Origin of the sequence: Fibrobacter sp., assembly GCF_045601785.1 — a bacterium.
In the GTDB taxonomy this organism is placed as follows: Bacteria; Fibrobacterota; Fibrobacteria; order Fibrobacterales; family Fibrobacteraceae; genus Fibrobacter.
In genome coordinates, this window is sequence record NZ_JAZSAF010000001.1 from 13391 (window position 1) to 32475 (window position 19085).

Here is a 19085-nt window from a genome sequence, read left to right on the forward strand (position 1 = left end):
CCAGCGTCTATTTTGGGGGCGATTAGGAGTTTTTGATGAAAAAAAGTGTTTTTTCCGCACTTTTTCTTGCGACCGCATTTTATTTGGTAGCTTGTGATGGAACAGGCAGTTCGGGAGCCGATGAACTTTTCAACGAAGATTCATCGAGTTCTTCCTGTTCTTCTGAATGGAGTTCCTCGGGAAAAGGCTTTTCTAGCTCCAGTTCTTCTAAAAAATCCAGCAGCAGCCAGAAAAGCGACTACTCCAATGATTCCAAGAATAGCTCTTCAAGCAACGAGACGGGATCAAGTTCTTCATCAATCCGTATTTCAAAAGAGAAATGCGCAGACTCAGCCGAAGGCACGATTCGGCATGTTTTAGACATAGGACTCGCTATATGCCATAATGGAGTTTTTGTATCCTACACTTACCCCAGTTCGTCGTCTAAATCCCAACCTGCGGAATATGTAGAGGAATGCCCCACAGAGGATGCCTGGGAGTATCTGAACCCTATTTTGACTTACGGAACAATCACCGATAAACGTGATGGTCAAAAATACAAAACTATCCGTATCGGCAACCAAAATTGGATGGCTCAGAATTTAAACTACTACCAAAATAGCGAAAAGACCGATGTGATGGACAGCAGCATTCGTTTCGTCGACAAAGGATGCGGGGCTATCGGCAGATATTATACTTGGAAAGACGCGATGCGACTTCAAGACTGCGACGATCCAAGTCAATGTCCCGACTCCATAGGAATGCGCCAGGGCATTTGTCCTGAAGGCTTCCATATTCCCACAAGTAAGGAATTTAAAGAACTTCTGGACTATACAAGCGTTTCAAGCAACAATGATTTTACCACGCCACTTGCCGCACGCATATCAAAGAGGCAAAGTCTAGCCGGTTGGACATACGACGCCGTTTCCAATGGAATCTACTCCGTCATGGACGGAACCTACAACACATCCGGTTTTTCACTCCTTGCTAGTGGTATGCAATCCAAAAGAACCGAGAACGGACTTAAAAGCGAAACACAAAGATGGGTGGCACTATTAGGCACCGACAGTCTTCTAACACTTCATATCGAACCCCATTACGATGTAAAAATATTTGACGTATTTAATAGTGCATTCAACATCCGCTGTATAGAAAACATCGAAAATATGGATCCTTCACCGGAACCCATCACATTTCCGCCTTCAGAATACAACGGAACTTATGAAAACTTGTACGACAATCGTGATGGTAAAAATTACAAGACCGTTCAAATTGGCAATCAAATCTGGATGGCAGAAAATCTCAATTATGAAGCACCCCATAGCGAATGCTATGCTCAAAAAGAAGAAAACTGTCAAACATACGGACGACTATACCCTTGGTATGTCGCCATAGGTAAAACCAACGAAGAATGTCTTGACAAATACGAGCACAACCTCTGTGGAGGTCAAGAGGCTCCTGTCCAAGGAATTTGCCCCGATGGATGGCATTTACCAGACTCACTCGAATTCAAGGAGCTTGTTACCTATGTCACCGAAAATTACAATAAGGACGACTCCCCTTCCAACGGCCTAAGGAGTCCATCTGATTGGCTTGTGACAGACAATTATGGGACGGATATATTCGGTTTCGCTGCTCTACCTGGCGGTAGCAAGAATTCCGAAGGACTCTATAAAGGATTGAATGCATACACCAAATTTTGGAGCATAAACGGAACCTTAAGGCCAACATCCTTCATCATCACGTTTAGCGGTTGGGAACTTACCAACAACAACGTATTCCTAAATGGCCTTTCAGAAGACTTTGCCAAAGGAATGGAATCCGTACGTTGCATTAAAGACACAAGTCCCTAGACCGAGCTGGCTACAAATAAGAAAAACGCCTCGTATAAACGAGGCGTTTGTTGTTTAATTACTCTTCTAATTATTCTTTCATGCAGCGGACAGCGTAGGCAAAATCTTCGCCGTTTTCGGCCAGATTAAAGTTCACGTCAAAATACCGCAGAGCCACCGAAACAATATCGTTCGCGCCTTTTGCAGAACCTTCGCGATTCACCCACAGATAGGCCGTATAGCCCACATCAAAGAACGATTCGGAGCCAATATCATAGCCACCAGCGGGGAGCAGATTAAAGCCAGACAAATTGTTGCCCGGTTCCTTTACCCAGCCTTCTATGGACTTGGTTTCTTCAGCGGTATAATCATAGAAGGCTTGTGAGGTTCCCATCATACGCAATATGGCCGCACGTTCGCTAGTATCTACATCATCAGAAACGTCAATCGTCATCAGTTTCCAGCCTTCAGGGCATACCTTTGCAGCAGTTTCCTTGTCGTAAAGGCGGCCATACTTTTTGCAGGAATCCGCACTATTGTTATAGCACCAGCTGTTTCCTGTTTCGTAATTCATATTTTCGGCCATGTAGGTTGTGCCCCGGATTTCCACCGTTTTATAAGTCTGGCCATCATACTTCAATGTGCCCGTATGAAGCGGGATTTCATCCAGGAAAGTCGAATCAAAGTCTCCTTCGATGTGAATATCGTTGTAATTCCACGAAGAGGGATAATTCGCCATGCAACGCACAGACATGCCATGGCCTTTATAATATTCCCCATAGTTGAACATATCCGTTTCATAAGTCAACTGCCAACCATAGGCAGCATCCTCTGAAAAAGCCGAACTTGACCAAAAATAAGCGAACTTGCCCGTAGGAAGCCACCCGCCTTCCACATTCTTTCGGCCAGCAGGGAGTCCATAAAAACCATAACGGTTTGATCCCTGCAAAATAGATTCTGCATTCTGCCAATGGTCAATGGTTTTCAGTTTGGTTCCGGCAGGTTCAATTCTGTCACTAACAGCCTGGTAAAGCTCATTCCACTCTTCATGAGTGGGCAAATGCCAACCTTCCGGGCAAGCCTTCTGGGCAGCCTCCCAAGTATAGAGTCGACCGTAAACCTTGCAGCTATCCTTACTGTTTTCATAACACCAAGAAGATTTTTCTAGTGTAGAATCAACATAATCCAGATTTTCTGCAAACCACAGGCTAAAATTATCACTAGCCAATGACAGAGGCTTGTTGATTTTCGTAATCCGGTATTCGCGATCATTTCGCTTATCGGTATAGATTCCATTCTTGATGGTCATCCCGTTCAGTTCATAATCGGAAATACTCTTGACCACTTCTTCATCTCCTTCAGTACAGGCCGATGCAAGCAAGGCCGCAGATGCTAACAGGAGACTCCATATAGACTTCATCGTAGGCTCCATCAATAGATTGGTTTATCCCAGACACTTCCGCCCGTCGTATTTGCTGATTCCGAAGTAGCCGATGATGCCGAAGCCGAATTTACGCCCCAGGAACTTCCTGCAGGAGCCTTGCTCGGGTCAACCGGAATGACGATTTCATCAGGGTATGCCTGATACAGAAAAAGCGACAGAAAATAGGTAAAGGGCATCCAAAGGAAGGTTGCAGCCGTTACTTCACGCGACACAACATCCTGCCCCACCACAGTCTCGCCTTTCTGGGCTTCGAACAAGGTTTTTCCCATGGCACCACGCGTCGTGACAGAGCAATCATCGTCGGCAGAACAAATATAGCGTCCATCGGCATAGATGTCATAACTTCCACCGTCTGACGTCCTAATCGCGGTGCGTCCAAAGTAGCAGCCCGAAAGCAACGCCGTCACCAGGGCGAGCGCCGCTACACGGTAAATTCGCTGGGCAAGCATATTAGAACCCGTAGCCGATACCTACATTGAACACGAGACCTTGGACGGCATGATGCTTGGAAACGATATCGACATAGCCATCGTCTTTCTTCTTGGTCTCATAGATGTCGTTCCTGTAGAAGTTGAGCATGTACTTCACCTGTGCGATGAACATCACGCGGCTGGAACGGTTGAACATCACGCCACCGCCGATAAAGCCCGTCAAACCGGCGCTTTCATCGTCATATTCATCATCGTCATAATAATAGTAGGAATTGTAACCGCTCCGGTACTCCTTCGGAATATCGCTGTAGTATTCCGTCTTGCTGTAAGCAAGGCCACCACCAACAAACGGAGTGATAGCCCTCGTTCCAAACGGGTAGTAGGCAGAAATGGCGAAATCCATGTAGTCGATAGGAGCGTCGTCACCCAGGCCGTACATATCCCAGTCAATACCGAAGAAGATGACCTGCGCGTCATAAAGCAGCCAGAAGTCAAGTCCTGCGTAGACTTCCACATCGGGCTGGGTCGCCATGAGACCACCCACGGACATACCGATGTAGGCGTTGACACCCTTGCGCTTGGGAGTCTTCGTTTCCTGTTCGGTCACGCTGTAGATGTCGGAATCGTCGACAGCCTTATTTTTTGTACCGATGTTGCGGGCCACGCGCTGGATAATCGGATCGAAGTCGTCGGGGTTGCGGGCCTTCAAACGGTCATCCCAAATCGGGGCTTCGGAACCGACATCGTACAGTTTGAAGGACATGATGACATTTTCGCCAAGACGGGTGAATTCAGCAATAATGTACTTGGAGCATCCCTTTTCTGTAGCCTTCTGACGAACGGCTGCCTGATTGTCGGCCTTGACTCCATCTTCGGCTGTACCCACCACCAATATATAACGGCCATCATCTTCAATGTATGCCTTCATCAGCTTGGACGATGCCACGGCATAGTCTTCGTGCATGCCCGTAAGGCCCACCGGAGCAAGATAAACCTTTTCGGCGGCAAACAGAGCCATAGCTGCGACCATGATAAATATGAGAACTTTCTTCATAAGATCCTCCTTTTTCAAAGAAAAATATACTTTATTCAAATTCGATTGCCAACTTTTTGGAGCGTTCTATTTTGCATTTCGTCGCCTTTTTCAAGCGTTCTAGGAACGGAATCCATTTTGTATACACATTTTGTTCCTTCAACGCATCTTTTTCGCGTTTAATTTGTAATTTTTACCCCGGAAATAAACCTTAATTCATGGAACCTACTATGAGCATCAAAGATTACCTCGCCGGCGCAAAACAGGCCGGTTCCGTCCAGAAGCTGATGACCCCGGGCCTCGCCGTGGAATTTATCCAGCCCTGGTACACCCCGCTTTCTACGACCCCTTCTACCACGGGTATTGCTGTCGGCGGTATCGGCTCCACATTCACCGCAACGCCTGCGGGCACCACTCCCGTGATGAACGTGATGCCTGGCGTGCAGGTCCGCACCGAAAAGCCCGCTGACCTCCGCTTCAACAACTTCTTCTTCAAGGAAGCGGTCTTAAGCGCAAAGGCTCCCCTTGTGATTGGCAACTTCGCCGCATTCGGCATCTACAACAACAACTTCCCGCTCCTCGATGCAAACGGCGCGCGCGTTTTCGGCGATGCCGACATGAAGGACCAGAAGAAGGCAGAAGCCAAGCTCAACAAGGCACTTGCCGACAAGACTCTTTTGGCAACGAACAAGGCCGCCTTTGAACGCTGGCACATCCAGTTCAGCGACCGCACCCAGGCTTTGATCTCTGCAGGCAAAGACACCGCCGCCATCAACCGCGCCGTGCTTATCGACTTCTTCGATGGCATGATTGGCGAAAAGGCAGCCCGCGAAGGCGCCCTCACCGCCGCCTGGGCAAACGACTCCGAATTCCTGGGTCAGCCGGGTTACGACGCCGCCAAGATGCAGTACGCCGCCCTCTATCCGGTGAGCGAAACCAAGTACGAAGGCAAGGGCGTGCAGATCACCAAAACCCAGTCCAGCTACGTGACTCCGGATGACGAACGCCTCTCTAGCCTCCCGGTGAACGCTACCGTGTTCACCATCGAAAATACCACCAAGGAAACCCGCGAAGTGACGATTGTCCAGATTCAGGACAGCATCACGGGTTACATGGCCAAGAAGGACCGCCAGGGCGTTCAGGACTCCAGTTTTGTGCTGGTGCCGTCTGCTCGTTTCCCGAAGGGCGTGCAGTTTGACAAGGAACTCAAGGATGGCCGCTCTGTGCGCGGTATTGAATTCTACAACGAAAAGCCGCTGGCCGAAAGCGACTTCAACGGTTGCATGGGCGTGTCCGTCGCCTGGAACAAGAAGGATAACCTGAACGTTTCCGTGAAGCCCATGTTCTACCAAGACGATGCAGCCTCTGTGCTGAAGGGCGCTCTCCAGAGCGGTCGCGTTGCAGGCTCTTGGGTCAAGAACGTTTACAGCGGTCGTGAAACGATTGCAGGCGCCGTCGCCGTGACTGCCGTTTTGAAGCCGAAGCAGAAGGTCAGCTTCCAGTTCAACCTGGTGCTGGATTTCCCCGAAATCAAGCTGAACAAGCTTACTTCTGCCAAAAAGTACACCGCATTCTTCCCCGAAGCTTATGGCCGTGTGGGCGCTATCCTAGAAGAAGCCCTCGCCGCAGACAAGAACTTTGACGCTCGCCTCAAGGCATTCGAAGCACTCGTGCCGAAGAAGGCCGTAGCAAAGCTCTACAAGACCGCCGCCAAGCAGGCCGAATTCAAGAGCCTCGCTATCAACACCCTCAGCTTCCTCGCCGAAGCCACCGTGTGGGACAAGGACGACCGTTTCTTGGTTCGCGAATGCGCTGACTATCCGTTCTTCAACTCCCTGGACGTTTACTTCTACGGAAGCTTCAGCCTGATGGCCCTGATGCCGCGCCTCGACGGCGTAGTGATGAAGCGCTTCGGCGACGCCATTCTCGCCGTAAACAACAACCGCCGCCGCCACCACGAATATGTGAACCTCCCCTACGCCGACCTCCCGGACCCGAAGCTGGAAGGCCCGCGCGCCGTTCGTGGTGCCGTGATTCACGACCTGGGAAGTCCCTTCGACGCTGAACCCGATGCCTACGACTGGCACAACGTGAAGGAATGGAAGGATCTCGCTCCGAAGTACGTGCTGATGGTGCTCCGCCACTACGTGAAGACGCAGGACAAGCAGAACTTGCAGGACTGCAAGGAAGCCGTTTACGCCGCCATGCAGTACCTCGAAAAGATGGTGAAGGTCGGCGAAAACTTCCCGCTCACCCACGGTACCGACGACACCTTCGACAACCTCTCCAGCCACGGCATTTCCGTGTACTGCGGTAGCCTCTGGATTGCAGGCCTCCGCGCTGCGGCAAAGATTGCCGAACTCCTCGGCGACAAGGCACAGGCCGACACCTGGAACGCGAAGGCCGATGCCGCCAATAAGGAATTCGATGAAGCTTTGTGGGACGAAGCCGAAGGCTACTACCACTTCTTCGTGACCCCGATGGAAGCGAAGGATGTGGTTGCAGACAAGCTCCCGCAGCTGGCCGACGCCATCAAGGAAACGCTCGTCATCGAAGGCACCAACATGAAGGCAGCCCTCAAGACCATCAACGAATGGCTCAACTCCGGCGAAATCCCGAGCGACGTGGAACTTTCGAAGAACGAACTCCGCGGCCTCAAGAAGGCATGGCTCACCGCCCAGTGCAAGGACGCATTCACCGCCAGCTGGAACGCAAAGATTGCAAACGACTGCGATGACGTATTCGCCGACACGATGCTCGCCGACACGTACCTCCGCCTGCTCGGCCTCAAGCCCATCAGCGACGAGAAGAAGGCGAAGGCGAACCTGCTGCGCGTTTTCAACACGAACTACAAGGCCAACAGCCCGCTCATCGGTGCCGCAAACCTTGTACGTAAGGACGGCTCCCCGCTCGACGAATTCAACTTCCAGGCTCACGACGTGTGGATCGGCATCCAGTATAGCATCATGTGCGCCATGATGCACCACGGCCTCGAGAAGCAGGCTGCCGACATGGGCGATTCCATGATCCGCAACCTCTACGAAGAAGCCCGCATCCCGTTCGCCGCACCGGAAGGATTCAACGGTTCCTGCCGCCTGCACCCGGAAGCTCTCGTGAAGGCCTTCGGCCTCAGCGCCACCGCCGCCGAGAAAATGCATAAGGAACTCCTGAAGAAGGGCGCCCTGCTTGCAGATTCCCGCATCAGCCCGAAGCTCCCCCGCAACCTGCCCGCCTTTACGAAGGCATTCAGTAGCGTCGCGAAGGCCAATAAGGTTGAAGCAAGCGCGCTATTCATGCTGCTCCACAGCACGGCGCTCAAGTACACCGCCGGTAAGTACTTTAGGCCGGGAATGGTGTTCGCTCTGCTTTATTAGTATGCTCCGCTCCAGAGGTGAGCTCGTCTCGCTCACATGGCCTTGGCCTTTGGCCAACGAATGTTCGCTCAACGACTTACCTCTTTCGCCTACGTTATACTAATAAGCCCCGTTTTTCCGGATATAGCAAAACAGGTGTCCCGCTCGGGGCACCTATTTTTGTATACAGAAAAGCCCCTACCATAGCAAGAGGGGCAAAATTCATTCAAAAGCATGGTTTCTAGTGCATTTCATCACGGATAAATGGAGTTTCTAGTCTATAGACAGAATCGCTCTCGCATTTGCGATCCGTTCCGGCGTAGGCGACTTGGTCTCCTTGAGGGCGTAGTCTATGCCCATCTGCTGGTATTTTGCCGTAGCGAGCGAATGGTACGGCAGCACTTCGACCTTCTGGACGTTGTGCAGCGTGTCGATAAAATCCCGGGCACGGTGAAGGTATTCGTCGTTGTCGCTGATGCCAGGCACTAGCACGTGGCGAATCCAGATAGGCTTTTCAATTTCGTCAAGGTAGCGGAACATGTCCAGGTTATGTTCGATGCCGTGCCCCGTCAACTTTTTATGCTCTTCGGGATCGATGATCTTGAGATCTACCAGCAGCAGGTCTGTCGACTTCATGAGCCGCTGAAACTTGCCAAAGTAGGGTTCGCTACGGACAAAGTTGACTCCGGAGGTGTCGATACAAGTGTTCACGCCCGCAGCCTTCGCCAGTTCAAAAAACTCAATAAGAAAATCCATCTGCATCAGGGGTTCGCCGCCACTCACGGTGATGCCGCCATCGCGGCCCCAGTAGCTCTGGTAGCGGAGCGCCTTCTTGAGAAGGTCTTCGGCCGAAATGTCGAACGCGCCATCCTTGTCGCCCTTGAAGTCCCAGGTTTCGGGGTTGTGGCAGAACAGGCAGCGCATGGGGCAGCCCTGCGTGAACACGACGAAGCGCACGCCGGGACCGTCGACCGAACCAAATGTTTCAAGTTTGTTGATGCGTCCTAGAGTCATACGCCTGCAAATATAACCATTCGAACTATTAAAATTTTACACTGGAACCCATCACATAGTCCCAAAAAAACATATATTGTGTCGAGTGAAATTATTTTCTGTAAAATTGGTGTGGATTGTACTCCTTTTTTTGGGGGTGGCTCTCTCGCATGCAATTACATCTATCCCCATCAACGGCATCAAAGCTTCAGCAACCTTACCTGATGTAGGCCAGAACAATTTCCGCCCAGAAAACATGGTCATGAAGAACTATGTGCACCCGTTCTACCAGGTCTGGGGCGCAAAGTACAACGACAAGCCCATTACCCTGGAATTTTTGGTAGAAGCCCAGCGGCTCGACGAGATTACCCTGTTCAACGGGTTCATGCGCGACTCGGCATCTTATGTGAACAACAGCCTTGCAAAGACCATCAAGATTTACCTGAACACTACGGACAACCTGGTCAAGGTGGCGACGCTTGCCAAGCCGAAGTGGCACGGATACAAGAAGCCCCACGCCGACATCATCCTTTTTGAAAAGCCGCTCAAGAACGTGCTCAAGATCATCATCGAAATCGACGACATTTATCCGGGAAAGCTTTACCCGAACGTATGCGTCGCCCTGGTCAAGTTCTGGGGATTCCCCAAGCTGCCGCGCAAGCCGAGAATTGGCCAGGTCACAGACGAACGCGATGGACAAAAGTACAGGACCGTCGACGTGGGTGACAACATCTGGATGGCTCAAGATTTGCGCTACAAGACTCCGGGGAGCCGCCCCTTTACGGATCCCGCTTCGCCCAAGTTGAAGATTCCTTCGGATGCAGGCCTCGAATATCCCGAATCAGATCTCGACAAGATTTGCCCGGACGGCTGGCGACTTCCGAAGGCGGCCGAACTTGAAAAACTGAAGATGGAACTTCCCGAGTCGGCTTCTTACGACGACCTGTTCTCTTCTGCCTACCGCAGGCCCCTTTATTCCATACAGACCATCGGCAAACTGAGCGGTTCCAAGGACTACTCCACCGATACAGAGGTATTCTTCTACCCCACCAACGCCACGGGGCTCAACATTTCCACCTTGACGCGCCACTACTATGGCAGCGAATGCACCGAAGAAACCGGCGAAACATACGCCTTCGGTTCGTACTGGACCAAGGACTCCAAGGAAGTTCCCCTTTGGCCGGACGAAGAAGGCAACGTGGAAGTCAAGCAGCTGAGGCACTACCGCTTTGGCGGCACCGACTACTGCGAAGCGATGCTGTGCCGCGAGGACTACCATTTCGTCCGCTGCATCATGGGCCGAGACGAAGAGCCCGCGCCAGTGAACTCCGACAGCACCGAAGTAGCCCCTGCAGACAGCGCGGGAGCGGACAGCGCCGCAGCAACAGCCAACCAGTCTGGAGCTGATTCTGCAGCCGGCCGTTAACGGAGACATCCCGATGGACCCCGCAAGGACATCTCGACATCTTCCGAAACTGCTCGTTTTGGTGCTGTTCTGCATACAAATCGCTTTTGCCGAAACACCTGCAAGTGACACGCTTGTCTACGAACACGAAAACACGCTTTCCATTGTAGGTCTGATCCTTCCGCACAATTCCCTAAAGAATTCGAAGACCCTACACAACTGGCCATTCTTCGCCTTTGCCGCCCCCTCGTGGAGCACCTTCTACAAATGGCAAAAACCCAGCGGGAAATTGGCCACATTCAAGGGTTCCGCTATTGGCGAAGCAAACTTTGCAGGACTGGGAATAAAGCTCGATGTCGCCGTGGAGCTGATCCACCTGCTAGAAATCGGTTTGCAGGCAGATGGCGGGACAGCTCTCAACTACGGCGAGACATCCACCTTCATGGGCGTCTACGACATCGAAAAAAAGGATTACCGCCAAGACATCATCTTTACCGAATACGCCTACGGGTTCACCTACAAGGGAGCCCTCACGCTTCCCCTTTTGGTTCTGCTCCCTAAAAGCGACTGGACCAAAGTCATCTTGAAGCTAACGGGAGAATACGCCTACTCCGGCTACACGGGCGCCGACGACGGCGAAGTCTGGAAAGCCGGCAACGGCAACATGGTCAACGGATTCCACTACAAGTGTGGCGGCACGCTCATCTATATGATGCCTTTCAAGCGAGTCCCCATGGCCATGCTTGCCGCAAACGTGAGCGGATTCAAGCACGCCTACGACTTCGACCCCGCCTACAAGGATTACAACCCTGGATTCAGGACCATAAGCATCGTGCCGATGCTCTCGTTCAAGGTAAACGAAACCTGGAACGGGATGCTGATGGCAGCCATTTCCAGGGACCGCCGCTACGAGCACAGCCGCTACGAAACAAGCGAAGAACTGCTACAGAAACAAGTAGGTGCGGAGTGGGACCTCCGCACCATCATGTGCATTTTCACGAAAAAATTCTAGGATTGTCGCAAACTAGGCCAGCACCAGGTCCGGGCGGGTTTTCATTTCGTCCAGCTGAATCTGATGAAGCACCACATGGCCTTCGACAAGGCTCTGCTGCACATCGATGATGCGCTGGTTCGTGGAGCCCCTGAACTTGATCTCGAGCGACTTTTTTGCCATAATGAAGGGGCCGTCGATCAGGATGTCCGCGAATGTCAAGAGTTCGAACAATTCCGGACGCTCAGGCGAGAGTTCCATGAGGCGTTCATAGGTGTAGCCGGTAAAGATTACCAGGTTGAGTCCGCGTTCCTTGATTTCACGAGCCAAGGGAATCAAGGCGGCAGCCTGATCCATCGGGTCTCCACCGCTGAAGGTGATACCGTCCAGCAGGGGGTTTTCCTCGATCATTTCAAGGATCTCGTCAATATCGATAAAATGACCCCCGTTGAAATCGTGGGTCTGCGGATTCTGGCAGCCAGGGCAATGGTGATTGCAGCCCTGCGTAAAAATCGTCATGCGAATGCCGGGGCCATCGACAAAGGATTCGGGCTCAATTCCCGCAATGCGAAGCCTCGGCTTTTCTTCTTCTTCCATAACGACTTACACACCGTGCTTCACGCGATCGTTCACTTCGGCACGCTTGGCGTTGTTGAAGCGATCGACGGTACCGACGAGGTAGCCCGTGATACGGCGGATGCGTTCGAATCCGATTCCTTCACCATACTTGTTCAGTTCTTTTTCAGACATTGTTGATTCTCCTTACTAGAAATTTTTAGCGGATGCCCTTGAAGGCGGGCATACCCGGATAAAGTTTACGCAGTTCAGCCAGTTTTTCTTCGGAAATGGCGTGTCCATCGGTGCGTCCGCAGCGGGGGCAGCAGTCACCAATCACACCGACGAATCCGCAGACAGGGTCGCGGTCCACCGGATGGTTGATGGAACCGTAGCCGATTCCCACCTTCGCCATGTGGTGCACAATCTTTTCGAAGGCGTCCAGGTTCTGTGTCGGGTCGCCATCGAGTTCGACGTAGCTGATGTGGCCAGCGTTCGTGAGAGCGTGGTACGGGGCTTCTAGAGAAAGCTTCTTGAACGCAGAAATCTTGTAGTACACCGGCACGTGGAACGAGTTGGTGTAGTAGTCGCGGTCGGTCACGCCCGGAATGATGCCGAACTTCTTCTTGTCCATACGCACGAAGCGACCGGAAAGGCCTTCGGCAGGTGTTGCAAGCAAGCTGAAGTTGAGGCCCAGGCGCTTGGATTCCTTGTCGCAGAATTCGCGCATGTGACCAATGATCTTGAGCCCCAGTTCCTGGGAAGCTTCGGATTCACCGTGGTGCTTGCCCGTAAGCATCACCAAGGTTTCTGCAAGGCCGATAAAGCCAATGGAAAGGGTACCGTGCTTGATGACTTCGCCCACGGTGTCTTCCCAGCCGAGCTTGTCGGAATCGATCCACACGCCCTGTCCCATGAGGAACGGGAAGTTCTTCACCTTGCGCTTGCTCTGCACCGCAAAGCGTTCCATGAGTTGGTCGCTCACAAGCTGCAGCATGCGGTCAAGTTCCTTGAAGAACAGGTCCACCGACTTCATCTTGATGGCAATGCGCGGAAGGTTGATGGAAGTGAAGCTCAGGTTGCCGCGACCATAAGAAATTTCGCGGGTCGGGTCATAGTTGTTGCCGATCACGCGGGTGCGGCAGCCCATGTACGAAATTTCGGTTTCGGGATGGCCCGGCTTGTAGTACTGCAAGTTGTACGGGGCATCCTGGAAGCTGAAGTTCGGGAACAGACGCTTGGCGCTCACGCGGCAAGACAGCTTGAACAGGTCGTAGTTCGGGTCTCCCGGGTTCAGGTTGATGCCTTCCTTGACGCGGAAAATCTGAATCGGGAAGATGGCCGTTTCGCCACCGCCGAGGCCATCCTCGGTGGTGAGGAGAAGGTTCTTCATCACCATACGGGCTTCGGGTTCGGTGCACATACCGTAGTTGATGCTCGAGAACGGAGTCTGGGCACCGGCGCGGCTGTGCATGGAGTTCAGGTTGTGGACAAAGGCTTCCATGGCCTGGAAGGTCGCCTTGTCGGTTTCTTCGTAGGCCATCTTTTCTGCAAACTTCTGTGCATTCACGACAGTGTGTTCGCCATAGCTCTTGGCAAGCTCGTAGGCTTCGGACTCCTGGAACTTTTCGTTGGGAACAAGAGTTGCCACCATGCCCATCTCGGCCATTTCGGTATGAAGCTTTTTCACTACCGGCTGAACTTCTTCTTCGGTCTTTCCGGTCAGAAGCATAAGTGCCTTGACCATGTTGGAAAGGTAGGCCTTGCGGTAGGTGATGCGCACGCCGTCGGCCATGGCGTAGTCAAAGTTCGGGATGGACTGGCCGCCGTGCTGGTCGTTCTGGTTACTCTGAATGGCAATGGCAGCGAGAGCCGCGTAGCTGCGGATGTCCTTGGGTTCGCGCAGGTGGCCGTGACCCGTATTGAAGCCGTTCTTGAAAAGCTTCTTCAGGTCAATCTGGCAGCAGGTCATGGTAAGCGAGTAGAAATCCAAATCGTGGATATGGATGTCGCCTTCCATGTGGGCGCGGCTGTGCTCGGGCTTGAGCATCATCATGGTGTAGAAATGCTTTGCCGATTCGGAACCATACTTGAGCATGGTACCCATGGCGGTGTCGCCATCGATGTTTGCATTTTCACGCTTGAGGTCAGATTCCTTGGCAGAGCTGAAGGTAATATCCTTGAGCGTGTGCATGAGGCGCGTATTGACTTCGCGCACGCGGGTACGCTCGGCACGGTACAGGATGTAGCTCTTGGCGGTGTCGCCATAACCACCTTCGGTAAGTGCCTTTTCTACAGCGTCCTGGATTTCCTCGATATCGGGAACGGTCTTGCCCTCGGCTTCGAGCCTACCTACAACGTCGGCAGAAACCTTGAGAGCGGTGCTCGTAAGCACGTCGTCGTTACCCAGCAAATTCAACTGGCTCTGGGCGGCCTTGATCTGTTCATTCAGTTCGCCAGAGGCACGGAAGGCCTTGACAATGGCGTCGGCAATCTTTTCAATGTTAAACGGCATCTCACGGCCGTCGCGCTTCCTTACAGAAACAATCATCTACCAATCCTTACTGCTCGGCGAATCTGCCCAAAATAGGGGTTGAGCGGCGAAATTCGTATCGAGCATACAATTTTCTTCCAATCTTATTGATTTACTATATCTTGTGTCTCAATGCAACACCGAAGCACAAGATATGGAAAACAATATAATAAATGAAAGTGACAATGGAAGACATTTTTCAAAAAAATTTCGCTTTTTGAGTAAATTTTGTTTTACAAAATAAAATTTATCAACACCTACAACCGGCCCCCGTTTTTCCTGTTTAAGACAAATTATGAACAAAAAAGGCTAACCCCTTTATTTATAAGCAGTTAGCATTTTATAACTATCACGGTCACTTATCAACAGAAAAATAAAAGTTTTTTTATAATCAACGCCTTGACAAACGAAAACCTTGTGACTAGCCCCCTTACTGGAGCAATTCAACAACCAAATGAACCGATGCAGAGATTTCTACAGAGTCGGCAACGGAAGAAACATCTGCACCCGCGGCATCGTTATAGGCAAAAGACTTTCTGGCAGAGCCAAGAACGGTGTGGCCATAGACAACACCCCCATCGCCGTAATTGTCTCCACCGACCAAGATGACGCGTCCGAGCTTGCCACCGACGCTTTCGGCGTAACTCTCCGCCTTTGCAAGGGCCTTCTTGCCCACCGCAAGAATGGCTTCATTCTTCAGGGAATCCTGGTTCTTAAGTGTTGCCGAGGTATGGCTGATTTCGACATCCATTTCTGCAGAAAGCGACGCAATGACAGCCGCCGCCGTGGACCTGGACGAAGTTTTTATGGCAAAAGTCTGGCAGACCACATAGCCCGTAAGGCTGCGCGTCCCGCGATCGTAAGACCATTCCTTGCGCATTTCAACACTGTTCTGCTCGATATCGGATTCCGACACCCCAAGAGCCTTCATTTGTTCAAAAACGGAATTGCGGCGGCTCGTGAGCTGTTTGAACAGGAGTTCCTTATCTTTGCCATGCAGTTCAAGACGCGCAACCGTCACGAATTCGTTCGCCTCGTACTTGCGGGTTTCTGACGCAGAAACATCGACGGTCGGAACCGGGCGGTCAGATGCTAGGGCAGGCATGTCCCAAGAGCGAGAAGAATTATCCTTGTCGATAGACAGGAGCAAAAATCCGAGGAGCGCCACAAGGGCGACAAGAAAGAACGTCACCTTACTCATTTTCTTACCTTGAATAAATTAACAACCGCATTGACAAGTATTGCAACAACGATAGTCGTTGTCGTGCTGATAAAGGGCATCCAGGGCCAGCTGAATATTCCGCCCAATAGCGCCGGAACATGGAACACCGGAATACCCTGCACCAAGATAAGGCTCCCCATGCCGCACACCACGGCAACAATGACCACCCAGCTGCGAAGTTTCCCTGCTCCGCACCCAAAAATCTTATCGGCAAAGAAAGCAAGCAGGAACATACCAAGAAGCGGCCCCGTGAAAAGTCCCGTAAAGAAGATGGCGTTCTTTAGCAGACTCCCCTGCTGCGTTGCGGCAAACAGGGCAAAGAAAATTCCAAGAACACCCCAGACGACGGTCCAGATCTTAGCGCGCTTGAGTCCACCGATGCCTTCGTTTTCGTCCCAGCTCAAGAAATCGCGTTCCGACGTATTGCCGAGCGAATTGATGGCGCTGGAAAGGCTACTCATGGCAGCCGCACAGATGGCCGCGACTATCAGACCCGTGACTCCCGCCGGAAGCCCATTCACAATAAAGTAAGGGAAAACATCGTTCTGACCAATTCCTTCAGGAAGAGGGGCTACATGGGCCTTCTGGTAATACACGAAGAGGGCTGCCCCCACCCAGTAGAAGAGGATCGAGACGGCGCAGCCAAGCACCATGGACAAGATGCTCGAACGATTCGCCGCCTTGACATCCTTGCAGCTCAAGTAGCGTTGCACGAACTGCTGGTCGCAGCCGCGAATGGCAATTTCTAGAATCGCATAGGCAAAGCCCGCAGAGACAAGGGTTCGGGCATTCGAGATGTCCATGGACGCATCCCACCACTTGGTCTTGCCTGCTTCTGATGCGAGGGCAGCCATTTCGCCGAAGCCGCCCACCGAAGACGCAATAACGACAAGCACCAGCACGCCACCGCCAAAGAACACGCAGAACTGCATCACGTCGGTCCAGATGACCGCCTTGATGCCTCCGAACCACGTGTAGAAAATGGCGACCGCTGCAGCAACGACAATCGCAATCTTCAGGTCGATATGCAGAATCTGCGCAAGCACCAATGACGGTGCAAACAGCAAGATGCCGGTGCGGAGCAGCAGGTGCAGGCAGTAGAACACCGCCGCAATTTTACGAACTGGTCTCGAAAAGCGGGATTCAAAAAGTTCGTAGGCGCTCGTGATGCCGGAGCTGCGGAACCTGGGGATAAACACAAAGCCCACGACAAAGATGCTGATGAGAGCGCCTATCTGGAACATGAGGAATGTCATGTTGTCGCCGTAGACATCGGCGGGTGCGCCGAGGAAGGTCGTTGCGCTCACCGACGTGGCGATAAGGCTGATGCCCACCGCGATCCAGGGAATCGCGCTTCCGCCGAGCATATATTCCTTAAGGTTCTTGTTGCCGCGGGAAACCCAGAGGCCAATAAAAACGGAAAGCAGCAGATACGCAGCAAGGACTATCCAATCGAGTAGAGTAAACATAAGGGAAATTACACTGTAGCAGGTTCAGCTTCGACTTCCTGGAACTGCACGACCTGGTTACGGCCGCCTTCCTTGGCGCGGTAAAGAGCCTGGTCGGCATTGTTTACCGCCTTCTGCAGTTCGCCGTTGAAGCCCGGCGCAAGCAGGAATGCGCCGATACTCACCGTCACACGCAGGGGATCTGCCTGATGAATGTCGAAGGCAAGCTTCTGCACCGACTTGCGGATGCGTTCTGCAGTTTCAATCATTCCTTCTCCATCGGTATCGATTAGCGCCACGACAAACTCTTCGCCGCCAAAGCGCGCGACGATGTCAATGTCCTTGCGGATTTCGTTGCTGATGGTATCGGCAATTCCCTTGATGACCACGTCGCCGATCGGATGCCCGTAGGTGTCGTTCACGCTCTTGAAGTGGTCGATATCCATCATCAGAAGACCGATATTGCAGCGGCTGCGTTCGGCACGGCTTTTTTCAACGCGAAGCTTTTCAAAGAGCGTCTTCTTGTTGATGAGCCCGGTGTGGCCATCGCGCATGGATTCCTCGCGGCCCTTTTCGAACTTGAGCGCCTTGTCGTAGGCAAAGCCCGCCACGCCAGCAAACGCCTTGAGGAGCTCCTTTTCGTGGTCGTTGTAGGGCATGGAGCTGCTGCTTTCGAGGCAGATTGCGATCTGGGCAATTTCTGCTTCGGGGTCAGAGGCAATCGGCATCACCAAAATCTGACGCAAGTTCAAGTTCTTGCGTTCCGAATCGTTCAGACGCGGCAGGTAGTCCTTGAAGCCCGGCATAAAGGAGCGTTCGATAGGACGGTTACGCATCAGCGAAAGGACAAAGACGCCCTTGTCCGAAAGCGTGAAGCGCTTGTTCGCAAACTGCTCAGAGTCAACACCGTCGCAATACACGATGCGGCCACCCAGTTCTTCACCTTGGTCCATCGCAAGAATTGTCAGGCGGTCGTAGGCCATGTTCGTCTTCACGTAGTTGATGATCTGCTTGAAGATGTCCTTGACCGTCATGGTCTGGAAGAATCGACGCAGGTAGTTGTAAAGACCGCTGTACTGCTGAAGGGCGATGTGTTTCTGTGCCGAGTAGAAGCCCTTGTAGTCGAGCATGGCGATGGCGCTTGCCACATAGGAAAGAGCATGCGCTATAGAATCGTTAAACGCATTGGGGTACACCGAATCCATCACCAGGGCCCCTACGCGAAGGCCGCTGCCATGGTCTATCAGGGGGACAGCCACCATCGACTTGATGGCGGGATTGTCCAGATAGTACATCATGCTCTTGGCGCCGGGCAGGTCGCCTTCCAAAAGGCGGTTCACTCCCGAACGGAACAATTGCCCCAGAAGTCCCGAAGTCTCGGTGATGCGGATGCAGGGATTCACCGAGATTTCCTTGTCGTTTACAAAATTGCGGATTCCCCATTCCTTCTGGCTTTCCATCTGGGTGAACACCAGCACGGAATTCACATGCGGCACGACAATCTTCAGGGCGCGAAGCATGTCGGTCATGGAACGGTTGATGTCAGCATTTGCACGGGCCCACACCTGGCTTACCTTAAGAGCGGCTTCTGGCTCGTTCGCCATGCCGGTACCATTGCGGAATTCCGAGCGCAAATCAGGGGCCACTACAGGAGTCGTCGTCGTAGAGCGCCCAGGAATCGAAATCACGGGAAGCGTCGCCGTGGAGGCCGGTCCCGCAAGGCGTGGGCGATTCAAGCAGGCAAGCACAAAAGCGACCACCGCAAAGGGAATCAGGAACAGGAACATTCCTCCCAGGAAAGCAAGCCCTAACAGGAGCCCCGATACCGCGAACAAAATTTCTGCAACAGACAACATATTTATCCCA

The 19085-nt window shown here is 52.3% G+C and carries 14 protein-coding genes; 4 read left to right on the top strand and 10 right to left on the bottom strand.

Going from position 1 to position 19085, the window contains the following annotated elements:
- The first annotated feature begins 35 nt into the window (after positions 1-35).
- Complete coding sequence (locus tag ACKI61_RS00065; RefSeq protein ID WP_407455790.1) at positions 36-1832, top strand: FISUMP domain-containing protein; 1797 nt, start codon at positions 36-38, stop codon at positions 1830-1832.
- A 70-nt stretch (positions 1833-1902) separates the two neighbouring features.
- Here ACKI61_RS00065 and ACKI61_RS00070 read toward each other — a convergent pair whose 3' ends face one another.
- From ACKI61_RS00070 to ACKI61_RS00080, 3 genes are read right to left on the bottom strand one after another with little or no spacing between them, the layout of a single operon-like run.
- A complete protein-coding gene (locus ACKI61_RS00070) occupies positions 1903-3231 on the bottom strand; it encodes an FISUMP domain-containing protein (protein ID WP_407455791.1) in 1329 nt (442 codons plus the stop codon).
- An 11-nt stretch (positions 3232-3242) separates the two neighbouring features.
- Positions 3243-3704 (bottom strand): hypothetical protein, encoded by a 462-nt coding sequence (locus tag ACKI61_RS00075; protein ID WP_407455792.1) that lies wholly within the window; start codon positions 3702-3704, stop codon positions 3243-3245.
- A 1-nt stretch (position 3705) separates the two neighbouring features.
- The gene (locus ACKI61_RS00080) at positions 3706-4740 is read right to left on the bottom strand and encodes a hypothetical protein (protein WP_407455793.1); all 1035 of its coding nucleotides are present in this window, start codon (positions 4738-4740) and stop codon (positions 3706-3708) included.
- A 209-nt stretch (positions 4741-4949) separates the two neighbouring features.
- Here ACKI61_RS00080 and ACKI61_RS00085 point away from each other — a divergent pair, with 209 nt between their 5' ends.
- The gene (locus ACKI61_RS00085) at positions 4950-8093 is read left to right on the top strand and encodes a GH116 family glycosyl hydrolase (protein ID WP_407455794.1); all 3144 of its coding nucleotides are present in this window, start codon (positions 4950-4952) and stop codon (positions 8091-8093) included.
- Positions 8094-8345: 252 nt separating this feature from the next.
- On the opposite strand, the gene pflA is transcribed toward ACKI61_RS00085, so the two are convergent.
- Complete coding sequence (gene pflA, locus ACKI61_RS00090; protein WP_407455795.1) at positions 8346-9086, bottom strand: pyruvate formate-lyase-activating protein; 741 nt, start codon at positions 9084-9086, stop codon at positions 8346-8348.
- A gap of 85 nt (positions 9087-9171) precedes the next feature.
- On the opposite strand from pflA, the gene ACKI61_RS00095 reads away from it, so the two are divergent.
- The gene (locus tag ACKI61_RS00095) at positions 9172-10491 is read left to right on the top strand and encodes an FISUMP domain-containing protein (protein WP_407455796.1); all 1320 of its coding nucleotides are present in this window, start codon (positions 9172-9174) and stop codon (positions 10489-10491) included.
- 13 nt (positions 10492-10504) lie between these two features.
- Positions 10505-11482 carry a hypothetical protein gene (locus tag ACKI61_RS00100; RefSeq protein ID WP_407455797.1) on the top strand — a complete coding sequence of 326 codons (978 nt, stop codon included), beginning with the start codon at positions 10505-10507 and terminating at the stop codon, positions 11480-11482.
- A gap of 12 nt (positions 11483-11494) precedes the next feature.
- On the opposite strand, the gene nrdG is transcribed toward ACKI61_RS00100, so the two are convergent.
- The 6 genes from nrdG to ACKI61_RS00130 form a co-directional block, all read right to left on the bottom strand.
- A complete protein-coding gene (nrdG, locus tag ACKI61_RS00105) occupies positions 11495-12058 on the bottom strand; it encodes an anaerobic ribonucleoside-triphosphate reductase activating protein (RefSeq protein ID WP_407455798.1) in 564 nt (187 codons plus the stop codon).
- 6 nt (positions 12059-12064) lie between these two features.
- Entirely contained in the window at positions 12065-12211 is a 147-nt protein-coding gene (gene nrdD, locus ACKI61_RS00110; protein ID WP_072798566.1) for an anaerobic ribonucleoside-triphosphate reductase, read from the bottom strand.
- A 25-nt stretch (positions 12212-12236) separates the two neighbouring features.
- Positions 12237-14567, bottom strand: coding sequence for an anaerobic ribonucleoside triphosphate reductase (locus ACKI61_RS00115; RefSeq protein ID WP_407455799.1), 2331 nt, complete (start codon positions 14565-14567; stop codon positions 12237-12239).
- A gap of 412 nt (positions 14568-14979) precedes the next feature.
- A complete protein-coding gene (locus tag ACKI61_RS00120) occupies positions 14980-15750 on the bottom strand; it encodes an SIMPL domain-containing protein (protein WP_407455800.1) in 771 nt (256 codons plus the stop codon).
- A complete protein-coding gene (locus ACKI61_RS00125) occupies positions 15747-17240 on the bottom strand; it encodes a sodium:solute symporter (RefSeq protein ID WP_407455801.1) in 1494 nt (497 codons plus the stop codon). Before ACKI61_RS00125 ends, ACKI61_RS00120 begins: the two co-directional genes overlap by 4 nt.
- Positions 17241-17248: 8 nt before the next feature.
- Positions 17249-19075 carry a diguanylate cyclase gene (locus ACKI61_RS00130; RefSeq protein WP_407455802.1) on the bottom strand — a complete coding sequence of 609 codons (1827 nt, stop codon included), beginning with the start codon at positions 19073-19075 and terminating at the stop codon, positions 17249-17251.
- Positions 19076-19085 lie beyond the last annotated feature (10 nt).

Bases quoted from the DNA above. Each gene is read 5' to 3' on its own strand.
- ACKI61_RS00115 (WP_407455799.1), bottom strand. From the start codon at position 14,567: ATGATTGTTTCTGTAAGGAAGCGCGACGGCCGTGAGATGCCGTTTAAC.
- nrdG (WP_407455798.1), bottom strand. From the start codon at position 12,058: ATGGAAGAAGAAGAAAAGCCGAGGCTTCGCATTGCGGGAATTGAGCCC.
- ACKI61_RS00125 (WP_407455801.1), bottom strand. From the start codon at position 17,240: ATGTTTACTCTACTCGATTGGATAGTCCTTGCTGCGTATCTGCTGCTT.
- pflA (WP_407455795.1), bottom strand. From the start codon at position 9,086: ATGACTCTAGGACGCATCAACAAACTTGAAACATTTGGTTCGGTCGAC.
- ACKI61_RS00100 (WP_407455797.1), top strand. From the start codon at position 10,505: ATGGACCCCGCAAGGACATCTCGACATCTTCCGAAACTGCTCGTTTTG.
- ACKI61_RS00120 (WP_407455800.1), bottom strand. From the start codon at position 15,750: ATGAGTAAGGTGACGTTCTTTCTTGTCGCCCTTGTGGCGCTCCTCGGA.
- ACKI61_RS00130 (WP_407455802.1), bottom strand. From the start codon at position 19,075: ATGTTGTCTGTTGCAGAAATTTTGTTCGCGGTATCGGGGCTCCTGTTA.
- ACKI61_RS00085 (WP_407455794.1), top strand. From the start codon at position 4,950: ATGAGCATCAAAGATTACCTCGCCGGCGCAAAACAGGCCGGTTCCGTC.
- ACKI61_RS00070 (WP_407455791.1), bottom strand. From the start codon at position 3,231: ATGAAGTCTATATGGAGTCTCCTGTTAGCATCTGCGGCCTTGCTTGCA.
- ACKI61_RS00080 (WP_407455793.1), bottom strand. From the start codon at position 4,740: ATGAAGAAAGTTCTCATATTTATCATGGTCGCAGCTATGGCTCTGTTT.
- ACKI61_RS00075 (WP_407455792.1), bottom strand. From the start codon at position 3,704: ATGCTTGCCCAGCGAATTTACCGTGTAGCGGCGCTCGCCCTGGTGACG.
- nrdD (WP_072798566.1), bottom strand. From the start codon at position 12,211: ATGTCTGAAAAAGAACTGAACAAGTATGGTGAAGGAATCGGATTCGAA.
- ACKI61_RS00065 (WP_407455790.1), top strand. From the start codon at position 36: ATGAAAAAAAGTGTTTTTTCCGCACTTTTTCTTGCGACCGCATTTTAT.